This window comes from Actinoplanes sp. NBRC 103695, assembly GCF_030269485.1.
Taxonomy (GTDB): domain Bacteria; phylum Actinomycetota; class Actinomycetes; order Mycobacteriales; family Micromonosporaceae; genus Actinoplanes.
The window spans coordinates 244,279-257,743 of record NZ_BSTL01000016.1 but is presented as its reverse complement, the minus strand read 5'-3'; the positions used below and the strand labels follow the sequence as shown (position 1 = coordinate 257,743).

Below are 13,465 nucleotides of genomic sequence, written 5' to 3'. Positions count from 1 at the left end.
CGTCTGGACGTCGTTACTGGGTGAGGTAGGCCTCGATCTCGGCGAGCTGGACGAGCCGCACGCCCGTGCAGACCACCCGGATCCGATCGGTCTGCACGGTCGGGAAGGGGAAGCTCCGCACGGCGCCGGACGTGGGCGCCGGGTATCCGGTCTGCCGGGACATCACCCGCCACTCGCGGGCCCAGTAGGCCTCGATCGTGAAATCCCGGCAGAAGTTGCCGCCGCCGTCCGGCCGCGGGTACAGATCGACCCGGTTGACCGGCCCGGACCGCGGCAGGGTCAGCTCGATCCACTCGGTGTGGTCGGCGTCCTGGTTCGCCCACGAGCTCCAGCCGGGCAGCCCACGGGTGCCGTCGACCGCCCACTTCGGCGCCCAGCCCCAGTCCTCCGGGGCGCTGCTGGACGCGCTCGCGGTGCCGTGCAGCGCCAGGTTCGCCGGCGGCGCGCCCCGGCCGATCAGGTAGACCTCGATCTCGGCCAGCTGCATGACGCGCAGGTTCGTGCCGGTGATGCGTACGTGGTCGGTCCAGCGCGCGCCGAACGAGACGCTGACCATGGCCGCGCCCGGGTTGGGCAGGTTCTCCCGGCTCGCGACGGTGCGCCAGCCGGCCGGGGTCCACACATCGACGGTGAAGTTCGCCGGGAACGACGTGCCCACGTTGGTACCGTCGTTGCGGGGGTAGATGTCGACCCGGTCGGTGTACTTCCAGGCGGGCAGGAGCACGTCGATCGTCTCGGCGTGGTCGTTGTCCAGGTTGGACCAGGAGCTCCAGCCGTTGGTCGGGTTGCTGGTGCGGTGGCCGTCGACCGCCTGGCCCGGCGCGAACGTCGCGGCCGTGCTGGTCGCCCCGGCCGTCGCGCCGGCCGCGAGGTTCGGCGTGGTCCCGCCGCCCTCGACGGCCAGCCGGGTCCAGTCGAGCGGCGCGGTCCACCTCGCGGCCGGGGAGAAGGCCGAACCGGTCGAGCCGAGCAGCGAGTAGCGGCTGCGGGCGAGGCCCTGGTCGTAGAGCACCGCCAGGTCGGCCTCCGGGCCGCCGGTGAAGTCGCCGGCCACCACCTTGGCCCGGGCCGGGTCGAAGCTGTCCGGGCCGCCGCTGTGCCAGAACTGCGACGAGGTCAGCCGGCTGCCGTCGGAGAGCAGCGCGATCGCCGACGTCACCCCGTTCCCGGCGTGGTGCAGCAGCGTCAGGTCGGCCTTGCTGGTGCCTGACACGTTGCCGGCCAGCACGGTCAGCCGGTCGAAGTCCCACCGGTCGGGGCCGCTGTCGAACCAGGCGACCGGGTCGGCGAATCCGCTGCCGGTCGAAGTCTGCACGAACACCTTCACCTGGCCGTTGCCGTTGTCCTGCACGCGGGCGAGGTCGGCCCGGCCGTCGCCGTCGAGGTCGGCGGTGCGGACCACGGTGCGGGCGTACGCCCCCGACGACGGTTCCGCCGTCGACCAGGCGGCCGGCGCGGCGAACGTGAACGCGCCCGGACCGGTGGCGGCCGACACGAACACCCGGGCGGTCCAGCCGGTCGTCTCCGGCCGGGCGGCCACCAGGTCGGCCTTGCCGTCGCCGGTCACATCGGCGCCGGACACCTGCATCGTGGTCAGGTCCCAGCCCGCGTCACCGGAGTCCCAGAAGGCCGGCTGGGCGAACAGGACGTTGCCGTTGGAGTGCAGCACCGACGCGTCCGCCCGGCCACCGGCCAGCTGCCGGAGCAGGACCAGATCGGTGTCGCCGTCACCGTCGTAGTCGCCGCCGGCCAGACGGGACGTGGCAGCGGGATAGGCGTCGCCGCCGTCGAACACCTGGACCGGGTCGAACGAGCCGGAGCCGTCGTTCCGGGTGGCCGACATCCAGACGGTCGCCCGGCCGTCGACGTCGCGCAGGTACACCAGATCGCTACGGCCGTCGCCGGTCAGGTCGTCGGCCTCGGCCCGCCTGGTCGTCGGGTTGGCGTCGAACCGGTACACCGCGGTCGTACCCGACGTGCCGGCCTTGTTGCGCGCCCGTACGGTCAGGATGTTGGGTGCCGGTCCCGCGGTGGCCGGGGCGACCGGCGCGACGGCCGTGCCGTCCGCGCCCGCCGGGATCCACAGAGTCGGTGTGATCGGCGTGCCCGCGCCGACCCCGACGAGATAGCCGGCGATGTCGTCGTCGCCCGCCGCCGGTGCCAGCCGGACACCGGCCGGGCCGCCGACCACCACACCGGCCGGCGGCGGTGGCGGCAGCAGACCGGTGGTCAGCGCCAGCTCCGAGCTCGTGACCACCGGATCGCCGGGCAGCGTGTTGCTGACGGTGAACGCGCAGCCAGCCGATCCGCCGCCCTCGTGGAAGCCGTCCCAGCCGGCCACCGACCAGGTGTACGACCGCCCGTCGGTGAACGCCGCGGCCGGGATCGTCGTGGTGAACTCGCCACCCGCCGCGGGCGTGGAATCCGGCGGGCCGGACCCGCCGGGCAGGCCGGACACCCGCCAGCGGGCCGTGATGTTGTCGCCGTCCTCGTCGGTCAGCCGGGCGCGCAGGGTGACGCCGTTGAGCGCGTTGACGTAAAGGGGCTGCGCGGCGCACGGCTGACCCGGGTCGATCGACATCCCGTCCAGGCCGGGCGCCCTCGGCGGATGGTTGTACTGCACGGTCAGCGTGGCCGTGCCGGGCAGGAACTTCTTCCAGCGCGACGTGGTCGACTCGTTCGCGAGGCCGCCCTCGTCACCGGCGGACAACGCGACGGTGTACGAGCCCCAGCCCCGGTCGGCCGGGCCGTACTGGAGGTCGCCGGCCAGCTTGTTGCCGAAGTACAGGGTCGGCGTGTCCGGCTTGTAGCACTGGTCCTTGTTCGCGTCCGCCCACTGGGTGTCGAGGTGGTAGTCGAGCGGGGTCGCGCCCCACTGGTTCTTCGGGCTCGACGCGATCGGGCCGGCCCGCCACAGCGTCACCGGTGACGGGCTGCACGACCAGCTGTGCCACAGGACGATCGACATGGTCGCCGAGACGACCCGGGTGCCGGCGATGGACATCGGGAACTCGAGGAACGGCCGGTAGATCGCGCCGCCCTCCGGGTCGCGGCCGACCCGGACGGTGCTCAGGTCGTTGTTCTCGTTGCGGTTGTTCGAGTACGCCCACCGCGACGCGCCGGGCCGGATCGTCGGCGGGTCGATGTAGAGCGGGTAGGTGGCCTTGGCGAGCAGGTCGCGATCGGGCACCAGGACGAGCCTGTCCGCGCTGACCCGCATCCCGACATCGGCCCGCCGAGCGCCGTCACCGGCCCGGTTCCCACTCGAGTCCCACATCGCCGCCCCGACGGAGGTGAACAGCGTCCGCCCGCGCGGATCGGTCACCCGGTAACCGTCCGGGACAGGCGCGACCTTCGTGCCCGTGCCACCGAAGGTGTAGGTGATCTTCCGCAGCGCCGGGTTCGCCGCCGCGGCGGCCGAGCGGACCACGAGCAGGTGGGTGAACCCGGTGCCGGTCGCCCGGACCACCAGATCGACGCCGTCGTGGACGTTCCGGTAGGTGGCCGTGTCACCGGTGATCGCGGGCACGGGCAGCGGCGCCGGCCAGGACATCGTGAACCGGTGCCCGCCGGCGGTCGCCGCCACCAGCGGATCAGCGCCGCCGCCCGAGAACGTGACCGGGAGAGTCGAGGCGCCCGGTGACCAGCCGTCACCGTCGCGGCGCAGCACCGGGTCGATGTCCACCCAGCCGCCGCCGCGCCGGACCCGCACCGGCTCGGCCGCGATCTCCCGGATCGTCGTCCCGCCGGGGCTCGCGAACTCCCGGGTGGACTCGTCCTTGGCGGCGAGGTTCTCGACCTTGCGCCCGCACCTGCGGGCCAGAGCCTCGGCCGCCCCCGAGGAGGCCGCGGTCGTCGCCGACGACGTGCAGACCGGCGCCGCCTCGGCGGCCCCGCCCGCCCGAGGCGCGGCCACCAAGGCACCGATCAGTGCGAATCCCACCACAGCGTGCAGCACACGCCGACATCTCCCGGCCACGTCCGTTTCCCCCCGCGCGTTCGTCCGAACCGAACGCCGGAGATCTTCACAGCCCGCGCTGTCATGCCGCTGCCCGTACTGCCGCCCGTACCGTCAGGGTTGCGGTTCGAGGGTGGTCAGCCAGCGGTCGATGGGTGCGGAGACGTCCGCGATCGCCCGGCGGGCCCAGGAGAAATGATCGACGCGTACGCCGGGCGTCGAGCGCACCGTCTCGCGCTCGGCGCCCGCCGCACGCCGCGCCAGCAGGGCGACCGCGCGCGGGTTGATCAGATGGTCGCCCTCGATGCTGAGCAGCAGCCGCGGCGTGGTCATCGCCGCCAGCGCGTCCTCGTAGTCGAACGGGTCGCCGGCGAGCCGGAACCGGCCGTGGCTCGCCTCGTACGCCCAGTCGCGGATCACCGTGCTGGGCTGCCGGCCGGCGAACCCGAGCCGGTGCCCCGGCCAGTAGCCGAGCAGGCGGGTGACCAGCCGGACCACCCGGATGCCGGCGGCCCGCCGGGCCCGCCTCCACGCCCCGAACTCGGCGGCGCACCAGCTCGTGCCGGTGGCGATCGTGACCACCGCGTGCGGCGCGACCACCCCCGCGGCCGTCGACAGGAGCGCCAGGGCGCCGCCCATGCTGTGCCCGATCAGCACCACCCGGGGCGCGTCGCGGACCTCCGGCCGGGCGAAGACGGCGGGCAGGTCGCGGCGGATCATGTCGCTGTATCCGAACCGGCCCCGCCGCAGTCCGCGATCGGGCTGGCCGGCTGGCCGCGGTGCTCGACCCCGACCACCCGGCGCCCCTCGGCGGCCCAGGCGTCCAGCAGCAGCGTGTAGTAGGACAGCGGCACACCCAGGGCGGGCAGGAAGACGACCGTCGTCCCGTCGCCGCCGCCGGGCTCCCGCACCTCGTAGCCGATGGTGTGCCCGTCATCCGCGACGGCCGTGCTCGTGCTGACGATCATGCCGCAGTCTAGCCGCTGATCGATATGTCCCCTTTTGGTCCACTGTAGAGTTGATCACCGTGGATGACGTTTCGATCCGGTTTCTCGAGGGTGAATCGGACATGGGCACGCTGCGCCGGCTCTACGACTCGGTCATCGCGCCCAGCTTCCTGCCCGCCGAGCGCGAGCCGCTGGAGAAGCTCACCCGGGTCCTGGCCGCCGACGAGCTGCGCGGGGCGATCGCCGTGACCTCGGACGGCGAGCCGGTCGGCGCCCTGTTCCTGGAGTGGTTCGCCGACATCCGGGCGGCGCTGCTCTGCTACTTCGCCATCCGCCCCGACCTGCGCGGCCAGGGCATCGGCCGCCGGCTCGTCGCCGAGGCCGCCCCGCGGTGGCGTTCCGATCTGAAGCCGCACGTCGTCTTCGCCGAGGCCGAGGACCCGCGTGCTTTCGACGCCGGCCCGGCCGCCGGCCACGCGGCCACAGGCGACGACGCCGGGGCCGGCGTCGTCGATTACGGCGACGGGGATGCGCGGCTACGGCTCTACGCCGGGTTCGGGGCCCGCCGCCTGCCCATCCCCTACCTGATGCCCGAGCTGGCGCCGGGCGCCGGACGCCTGCCCGGCCTGCTGCTCCTGGTGGTCGAGGCCGACGACATCGTGAGCCCGTCGCCGGACCGGATCGAGAGCACGATCGTCGCGGACTTCCTCATCCGCTACTTCGCCCGGCAGGAGGGCGACGCGGCCCGCGACGACGGCCAGCTGCGACAGCTGCTGGACGAGTGCCGGCGGACCGCGTCCCTCGAGTTGCACGGCCTGTAAATCAGTCCTTGGTCAAACCGGCCCGCCGCAGCGCGTCAGCCATCGCGTCGTTCACGATCGGCTGACCACCGCCTTGCCGCTGGCCGCCTCCCTGACGCTGGCCGCCTTGACCGCGCTGACCGCCACCACCCTGACGCTGGCCACCACCCTGACGCTGGCCGCCCGGCTGGGGACGATCGCCTCGCTGGGGCCGCTCGCCGCGCGGGGGCCGCTCACCGCGCGGGGCCGCCGGCTTGTCCTCGAGCCGCATCGTGAGCGAGATCCGCTTGCGCGCCTCGTCGACCTCGACCACCCGGACCTTGACGACATCGCCCGACTTGACCACCTCACGCGGGTCCTTGACGAACGTGTCGGACAGCGCCGACACGTGCACCAGCCCGTCCTGGTGCACGCCGACGTCGACGAACGCGCCGAACGCCGCCACGTTCGTGACCTGGCCCTCGAGGATCATGCCCGGCTTGAGGTCGCTGATCTTCTCGACGCCCTCGGCGAAGCTGGCCGTGGTGAACTGGGGCCGCGGGTCACGCCCCGGCTTCTCCAGCTCCTTGAGGATGTCGGTGATCGTGGGCAGGCCGACCGCGTCGGTGACGAAGTCGGAGGGCCGGATGCCGCGCAGCAGCGAGCCGTTGCCGATCACCGTCTTGATGTCGGTGCCGGCCGTGGCCAGGATCGTGCGCACGACCGGGTACGACTCGGGGTGCACCGACGACGAGTCCAGCGGGTCGTCGCTGTCCGGGATGCGCAGGAAGCCGGCGCACTGCTCGAACGCCTTCGGGCCCAGCCGCGGCACCTTCTTCAGCGCCTCGCGGGAGGTGAACCGGCCGTTGGCGTCGCGGTGCAGCACGATGTTCTCGGCCAGGCCGGCGCCGATGCCGGACACCCGGGTGAGCAGCGGCGCCGACGCGGTGTTGACGTCCACGCCGACCGCGTTCACACAGTCCTCGACGACCGCGTCGAGCGACTTGGACAGCTTCACCTCGGACAGGTCGTGCTGGTACTGGCCGACGCCGATGGACCGCGGGTCGATCTTGACGAGCTCGGCGAGGGGGTCCTGCAGGCGGCGGGCGATGGACACCGCGCCGCGCAGCGAGACGTCCATGCCGGGCAGTTCCTGCGACGCGTACGCGCTCGCCGAATAGACGGAGGCGCCCGCCTCCGAGACCACGGCCTTGGTGAGCTTCAGCTCAGGGTGCTTCTTGATCAGGTCGGCGGCCAGCTTGTCGGTCTCCCTGCTCGCCGTCCCGTTGCCGATGGCGATCAGGTCCACGTTGTGCTGCTTGGCCAGCTCAGACAGCGTGTGCAGGGACTGGTCCCACTTGTTCTGCGGCACGTGCGGGTAGATCACCGACGTCGCGACGCACTTGCCGGTGCCGTCCACCACGGCCACCTTGACGCCGGTGCGGAAGCCCGGGTCCAGGCCCATCGTGGCGCGCGTCCCGGCCGGCGCGGCGAGCAGCAGGTCGCGCAGGTTCGCCGCGAAGACCCGGACCGCCTCGTCCTCGGCCGCCTGCCACAGCCGCACCCGCACGTCGGCGCCCAGGTGGATGAGGATCCGCGTACGCCAGGCCCACCGCACCGTGTCGGCCAGCCACTTGTCGCCGGGCCGGCCCTGGTCGACGATCCCGTTGCGGCCGGCGATCGACGCCTCGTAGGAGCGGTCCTCTTCGTCAGGTGAGGTCGCCGGGTCCATGGTGAGGTCGAGGACCTCCTCCTTCTCGCCGCGGAACATGGCGAGGATGCGGTGCGACGGCAGCTTCGGGAACGGCTCGGCGAAGTCGAAGTAGTCGCTGAACTTGGCGCCCTCGGTCTCCTTGCCCTCGCGGACCTTCGCCGCCAGCCGCCCCCGGGTCCACATGCGTTCGCGCAGCTCACCGATCAGGTCGGCGTCCTCGGCGAACCGCTCGATCAGGATGGCCCGGGCCCCGTCCAGCGCGGCCTGCGCGTCGGCCACGCCCTTGTCGGCGTCGACGAACGCCACCGCCTCGGCCTGCGGGTCCTTGCCGGGGTCGCCGATCAGCAGGTCGGCCAGCGGCTCCAGGCCGGCCTCGCGGGCGATCTGGGCGCGGGTGCGGCGCTTCGGCTTGTAGGGCAGGTAGATGTCCTCGAGCCGCGCCTTGGTGTCGGCCTCCCGGATCTGCGCCTCGAGAACGTCGTCCAGCTTGCCCTGCGACCGGATCGACTCCAGGATCGCGGCGCGCCGTTCCTCCAGCTCACGCAGGTACCCGAGGCGTTCCTCCAGGGTGCGGAGCTGAGTGTCGTCGAGCGTGCCGGTGACCTCCTTGCGGTACCGGGCGATGAACGGCACGGTGGCGCCCCCGTCGAGCAGGTCGACCGCCGCGGTCACCTGCCCTTCCCGAACCCCGAGCTCTGCCGCGATGCGCTGATGAATCGTGGTCGTCACGGGGGGATTGTGTCGCAGGCGCTGTCTTCTTGTCGCGCCGCCCCGCCTTGAAGATCAAGATCAAGGTCAAGATCACCAGGTCGTAGGCGGGTGGGTGGTGCTGACCGCTGCTCACGCCGAGGGTCGCTTCGCTCCACGTGCGTGAGCGGTCGCGCTCTTGAGAAGATCAGGCCCGGACGGCCTTGAGGGCCGCCTCCGTGCGGGAGGCGGCGCCGGTCTTGCGGAGCACGTTGGACACGTGGACGGTGACCGTGCGGACCGAGATGCCCAGGGCGCGGGCGATCTGCTTGTTGGACATGCCCTCGACGAGCAGGCCCAGGACCTCGCGCTCGCGGGCGGTCAGGTCGGGCGACGGGTTGCCGGCCAGTCCTGCCGGGCCGGCGGCGCCCTCGACGGCGATCAGCTCGGTCAGGCGGTACGGGTTGCCCCCGGTGCGGCGCCAGACCGTGTCGACCAAGTCGGACGGCAGCGGGCTGTCCGCGTACACGTGGGTGAGGATCTTGTGGACCTGGGTGGTGTCCAAGGCGTTGAGGTGATGGCGGACCGCGCCGGGGGCGCCGGAGAGGCGGGCCAGGGTGCGGGCGGTCAGCAGCGGGGAGACCGCGGCGTCGGGTGGCTGGCTGGTGACCACGAGCAGCGCGGGAAGGTCGGCGGTGGCCAGCTCCGCGATCAGGTTGAGGCTGGCGGGGTCCAGGGCGTGCAGGTCCTCCACCACGAGGACGCGCGGCTTGCCGTCGACCAGCGCGCGGACCATGTCCACGGCGATCCGGAGCAGGGCGTCCGGCGTGTAGCGCTCGCGCGGCATGTCCGGGTCCTGGGCCAGCCAGCGCAGCGCGTCGCGGGGCAGATCGAGGCCGCTCAGGTCGTGGCCGGTCACCGCGGAGGCCAGCCAGTCGTACGGCGCGGAGGTGTGCAGGCGGGCCCGGCCGGTGATCGCGCCGGGCGGGGCGGCGGCCGCCGCGAGGGTGCTCTTGCCGGTGCCGGGGAGGCCGGTGATGACCGCGGGCACGGGGCGTCCGGTGCGCTTGACGCGTGCCCAGGCCTCCCTGAGTTCGCGCAGAGCGGCGTCGCGTCCTACCATCGGCACCGGCATCACACTCTCAACCCTACGTAACGTGTACTAGAGACGCGGACGGCGGGGTTTGGCAGGGTTGGAGACATGACGTTCGTCATCCGCGCGGTCGGCGCCTCCGATCAGGGGCTCGTCCGGAACAACAACGAGGACGCGGTCTTCGTCGGCCGGCGACTGCTCGTGATCGCGGACGGCATGGGCGGCTTGCCCGCCGGCGAGCTGGCCAGCGACATCCTGGTCAAGGCACTCTCGGTGGTGGACGAGCACCCGGACAGCGGCGAGCCGCTGCAGGAGGTGATCGACGCCGTCGAGACCGCGAACCACCGCATCCAGGAGGCGGTGGCCGACGACGACGCCCGCGACGGCATGGGCACCACGGTCACGGCGATGCTGCTGGCCGGTGACCGGGTGGCCGCACTGAACGTCGGCGACTCCCGGCTCTACCTGATGCGCGGCGGCGAGATGAACCAGCTGACCAGGGACGACACCTACGTGCAGGCGCTCGTCGACCAGGGCGTGCTGTCCCCCGACGACGCCCGCCGGCACCCGCAGCGGGCCCTGGTGACACAGGCGGTGCAGGGCGGCCCGTTCCGCCCGGCGGGCCGGATGATCCCGATCCAGGACGCCGACCGTTTCCTGCTGTGCAGTGACGGTCTGACCGATTACGTGGAGGATGCCCGGATCGCCGAGGTGCTCCGCTCCCAGCCCGACCGCAAGGCGTGCGCCGAGCAGCTGGTCCGGTGCACCCTGGACGCGGGCGCCCCGGACAACGTCAGCGTGATCGTCGCCGACGTCGCCGCGGCCTGACCCCGTGCTCACCACGCCACGCCTGGTCCTGCGGCGGTTCCGGCCGTCCGACTCCCCGGCGCTGATCGCGTACCGCTCCGATCCGCAGGTCGCCCGCTTCCAGAGCTGGACGCTCCTGGACGCCGCGGCCTCGCTGGCCGCGGGCGACCCCGACGAGGCGGGCTGGTTCCAGTACGCGATCGAGCGAACCGCCGACCGCACCCTGATCGGCGACGTGGGCGTCAACACGCACGAGAACCTGATGCAGGCCGAGATCGGCTTCACCCTGGCCCGGCCGGCGCAGGGGCAGGGCTACGCGACCGAGGCCGTGACGGCCGTGCTCGACCACCTCTTCCAGGTCCGCGGCCTGCACAAGGTCTCGGCCGAGTGCGACGCCCGCAACACCGCGTCGGAACGCCTGCTCACCCGGCTCGGCTTCACCCTGGAGGGCAAGCGCCGGCAGCACACCTGGATCAACGGCGAATGGACCGACGACCTGGTCTTCGGCATGCTCACACCAGAGTGGATCAACCAGCCGGAGTAGGTCACGCGGTCAGCACGACCGCCAGCCGCCGCTCGACCCGCTCCACGGCCGCACCGAGCAGGGGCGCCCGCCGCGGGTGGGCCAGCGCGTTCGGTGACGTCGGGCCGTGCCGGTCGAGCATGTCGGCCACCCGCTGGGCGAACGTCATGCCGCGCCCGTTCGGCCCCACCGTCTGGTCGGCGTAGGTCAGGGCGTCACTGACCGCGGACACCTCCCGCGGGAACCGGCCCAGCTCCCCGGCCAGGCCACGCACCTCGGCGACGCAGAACGCGCCGGAGTGGTGCCCGACCAGCCCGGCGATGCGGTCCGGCCAGCCCGTCGCGGCCAGGTGGCGCGCGCCGTCGAGAGGGTGGAAGCCGGTGTCGTGCAGCGCGGCCGCGTACCCGATGTCGTGCAACCAGGCGGCGGCCTCGAGCACGTCGCCCTCGGCCGGGCCGACCGTGCCGCGCACCTGCTCGGCGCGGCGGGCCACGCCGATGGTGTGCCGCCACCGCTCCGGCAGGTCGGCCAGCAGCACCTGCGCGACGTCGCGAGCCGCGCGGACCAGCCGCGCCGGACCGAGAAGGGCGTCCATTCGATCACGGTAATCGCGGCAGCCGCCCCGGCGAGATGAACATCAGGTGACCGAGCATCACCTTTTCGTGGGACACCACCGTGCGCCGGTCGCCGGGGCGCGGCCGGAGCGAACTGCCGGGCCGACCTGCTGCGAGCGGGTCGACATAGTACTCGACAGCACGCGCCGGACCCTCCGAACACGCCGTTCTGACGATCACCGGAGGCCTCCGCCGCGATAACATCTGCGGCATGGATCCGGAGGATCGGTTCGACGAGCTGATCGCCGCGATGGCGGGCCTGGGCGCCACACCGCCCGCGGGTGGCCGTCGTTTCCACTCCCCCGCGCTGCGCTACGAGGGCCGCGTGATCGCCATGCTGGCCGGGCGCGGCCTGGCGGTGAAACTGCCCCGCGACCTGGTCGACGAGCTGGTCACGCGGGGCTACGGCGAACACTTCACCGACCTCCGCGGCGCTCCGATGCGCGAGTGGTTCGTGCTCGCGCCGGACTCCGACGTCCCGTGGCTCGAGCTGGCGAAAGAGGCTCTCGCGTACGCCCAGCGCGCCCAGGTCGGCCGCAGCCCCACCTCGTGAGTCCAGCCGGGATCGTCCGGTGGCAGTCCGACGTGGACGGTATCCGCGGCGTCTGGGCACCTTTCGAGGTCGAGGTCGAGGTCGAGGTCGAGGTCTGGTCAGGCTTACTGTCGGGTGTGCCAGGCGCCCGGGGTGCCCGCTCACCCGCGCTGCCGCCGCTTCCGCCGGATGCGGGGCCGAGGCGGCTGCCAGGCGCCCGGGGTGCCCGCTCACCCGCGCTGCCGCCGCTTCCGCCGGATGCGGGGCCGAGGCGGCTGCCAGGCGCCGGGGTGCCCGCTCACCCTGATTGCCGCCGCTCACGGCCGTGGCCGGGCGCGGTCGGTGGTAGGAGCGGGCGCGAGTGGTAGGAGCGGGCGCGAGTGGTAGGAGCGGGCGCGAGTGGCAGGACCAGCATGCAGTGGTGGGGCGGCGCGGTATCCAGGCCGAAATACCGTCCTGGACTACCACGATCCGCGCACGTGGTAGCCAGGAGCGGTCAGCGGCCTCGGACAGCGCCCGGTCCTACCACCGGCGGCGCGAGTGGTGGGCCAGAGCGATCGTTGCGGGTCATCCAGCCCCGGGGACACCGCCTTCAACTACCACCCACGCGCCCAGCTACCACCCACGCGCCCAGCCACCACCCCGAGCGGCAGCTACCACCCACGCGCCCAGCTACCACCGCGAGCGGCAGCCACCACCGGGAGCGGCAGCAGCGACGGTGAGCGGCAGCAGCGACGGTGAGCGGCGGCAGCGACGGTGAGCGGCGGCAGCGACGGTGAGCGGGCACCCCGGGCGCCTGGCAACCCGCCCCGACCCCACCACAGGCGAAGGCACGCGGCAGCAAGCGCACGCACCGAAGGTCCCGGCAATGCGAGCCGGACCTCCACCGCGAAGAGTTTCTAGCTCGCGACGTCCGGAGAGTGGTGGCTCAGAGCGGCATCCGGGCGCGAGATACCGCCAGGATCTACCACTGCCTCGTGGCCGGTGGCGCGGCGGCGGGTGGCCAGCAGGGCGGCGGCGGCCAGGACGGTCAGGGCCGCGAGGAGCCACAGGGCGCCGGCGCTGCCGACGAAGGACGCGAGCGCCTCCTGCATGCGGCCGGCCGCGGCCACGACCGGGTCGGTGCCGGCGGCGCGGCGGTCGGTGGCCACCCGGAGTTCGTAGACGCCGTACCACGCGACGTAGCAGCCGGTGACGACGAGGACGGCGCCGCTGATGCGGGGCGCCACGGCGGACGCGCGGCGCAACCGGCTGATGACCGAGCCCCGGACCAGCGCCACCGCCACCGCGGCCACCGAGATGACCAGGCTCATCCCGGCGCCGTAGGCCAGGAACAATCCCAGGCCCTCGACGGATGAACCGGTTCGCGTCCCGGCCACGACGATGGCCAGGAACGGCCCCGAGGCGCATCCCAGGGACGCGCACGCGTACGCCATGCCGAAGGCCACCGTGGACCAGGCCGAGCCGGTCAGCCGCGGCGCGCGCAACCCACCGCCCAGCCGGGGCAGCGAACGCCCGGCGAGCAACCAGCCGCCGGCCAGCGCGAGGCCGATGCCGAGCACCACGGTCAGCCAGGGCAGGCGGGGTTGCAGGAGGTCCTCGATCGGGGTGAGCACCAGGCCGAATGCGCCGAACACCAGCACGTACCCCAGGGTCAGCAGGACGGCGCAGCGCAGTGCGCGCCCGACGGCCGCGACGGATCCGCCGGGGCGATCGCCGGCGACCATCACCGAGAGGTACGCGGGCAGCAGCGCGAACCCGCAGGGGTTCACCGCGCCCAGCATCCCGGCGGTGACCGCCAGCGCCAGCAT

The 13,465-nt window shown here is 73.1% G+C and carries 11 protein-coding genes; 4 read left to right on the top strand and 7 right to left on the bottom strand.

What is annotated here, in order from left to right:
* Nucleotides 1-13 precede the first annotated feature (13 nt).
* The 3 genes from QSK31_RS28870 to QSK31_RS28860 all read right to left on the bottom strand — a co-directional run bounded on the left by QSK31_RS28870 (nt 14) and on the right by QSK31_RS28860 (nt 4,926).
* Complete coding sequence (locus QSK31_RS28870) at nt 14-3,916, bottom strand: discoidin domain-containing protein (RefSeq protein ID WP_285687593.1); 3,903 nt, start codon at nt 3,914-3,916, stop codon at nt 14-16.
* Nucleotides 3,917-4,072: 156 nt separating this feature from the next.
* Nucleotides 4,073-4,777, bottom strand: a complete 705-nt coding sequence (locus QSK31_RS28865) for an alpha/beta fold hydrolase (protein WP_352244507.1) — start codon at nt 4,775-4,777, stop codon at nt 4,073-4,075.
* Nucleotides 4,675-4,926, bottom strand: a complete 252-nt coding sequence (locus tag QSK31_RS28860; protein ID WP_285687591.1) for an alpha/beta fold hydrolase — start codon at nt 4,924-4,926, stop codon at nt 4,675-4,677. The genes QSK31_RS28865 and QSK31_RS28860 overlap by 103 nt, the downstream gene beginning before the upstream one ends.
* A gap of 59 nt (nt 4,927-4,985) precedes the next feature.
* Between QSK31_RS28860 and QSK31_RS28855 the strand changes: the two genes are divergently transcribed.
* A complete protein-coding gene (locus QSK31_RS28855) occupies nt 4,986-5,726 on the top strand; it encodes a GNAT family N-acetyltransferase (RefSeq protein ID WP_285687590.1) in 741 nt (246 codons plus the stop codon).
* Nucleotide 5,727: 1 nt separating this feature from the next.
* On the opposite strand, the gene QSK31_RS28850 is transcribed toward QSK31_RS28855, so the two are convergent.
* Complete coding sequence (locus QSK31_RS28850; RefSeq protein ID WP_285687589.1) at nt 5,728-8,127, bottom strand: Tex family protein; 2,400 nt, start codon at nt 8,125-8,127, stop codon at nt 5,728-5,730.
* Nucleotides 8,128-8,293: 166 nt separating this feature from the next.
* Nucleotides 8,294-9,208: a helix-turn-helix domain-containing protein gene (locus QSK31_RS28845; RefSeq protein WP_285687617.1), complete on the bottom strand. Its 915-nt coding sequence runs from the start codon at nt 9,206-9,208 to the stop codon at nt 8,294-8,296.
* A gap of 78 nt (nt 9,209-9,286) precedes the next feature.
* Here QSK31_RS28845 and QSK31_RS28840 point away from each other — a divergent pair, with 78 nt between their 5' ends.
* Nucleotides 9,287-10,006 (top strand): PP2C family protein-serine/threonine phosphatase, encoded by a 720-nt coding sequence (locus tag QSK31_RS28840; RefSeq protein ID WP_285687588.1) that lies wholly within the window; start codon nt 9,287-9,289, stop codon nt 10,004-10,006.
* 4 nt (nt 10,007-10,010) lie between these two features.
* Nucleotides 10,011-10,529, top strand: coding sequence for a GNAT family N-acetyltransferase (locus tag QSK31_RS28835; protein ID WP_285687587.1), 519 nt, complete (start codon nt 10,011-10,013; stop codon nt 10,527-10,529).
* Nucleotide 10,530: 1 nt separating this feature from the next.
* Here QSK31_RS28835 and QSK31_RS28830 read toward each other — a convergent pair whose 3' ends face one another.
* Nucleotides 10,531-11,103, bottom strand: coding sequence for an HD domain-containing protein (locus QSK31_RS28830; protein ID WP_285687586.1), 573 nt, complete (start codon nt 11,101-11,103; stop codon nt 10,531-10,533).
* 230 nt (nt 11,104-11,333) lie between these two features.
* Here QSK31_RS28830 and QSK31_RS28825 point away from each other — a divergent pair, with 230 nt between their 5' ends.
* Entirely contained in the window at nt 11,334-11,675 is a 342-nt protein-coding gene (locus QSK31_RS28825) for a hypothetical protein (RefSeq protein WP_285687585.1), read from the top strand.
* Between the two features lie 878 nt (nt 11,676-12,553).
* Here the strand turns inward: QSK31_RS28825 and QSK31_RS28820 are convergent.
* Nucleotides 12,554-13,465 (bottom strand): cytochrome c biogenesis CcdA family protein, encoded by a 912-nt coding sequence (locus QSK31_RS28820; RefSeq protein WP_285687584.1) that lies wholly within the window; start codon nt 13,463-13,465, stop codon nt 12,554-12,556.

Coding starts and splice junctions, on each gene's coding strand:
- QSK31_RS28845 (WP_285687617.1), bottom strand. CDS start 9,208: ATGGTAGGACGCGACGCCGCTCTGCGCGAACTCAGGGAGGCCTGGGCA.
- QSK31_RS28825 (WP_285687585.1), top strand. CDS start 11,334: ATGGATCCGGAGGATCGGTTCGACGAGCTGATCGCCGCGATGGCGGGC.
- QSK31_RS28840 (WP_285687588.1), top strand. CDS start 9,287: ATGACGTTCGTCATCCGCGCGGTCGGCGCCTCCGATCAGGGGCTCGTC.
- QSK31_RS28830 (WP_285687586.1), bottom strand. CDS start 11,103: ATGGACGCCCTTCTCGGTCCGGCGCGGCTGGTCCGCGCGGCTCGCGAC.
- QSK31_RS28860 (WP_285687591.1), bottom strand. CDS start 4,926: ATGATCGTCAGCACGAGCACGGCCGTCGCGGATGACGGGCACACCATC.
- QSK31_RS28820 (WP_285687584.1), bottom strand. CDS start 13,465: ATGCTGGCGCTGGCGGTCACCGCCGGGATGCTGGGCGCGGTGAACCCC.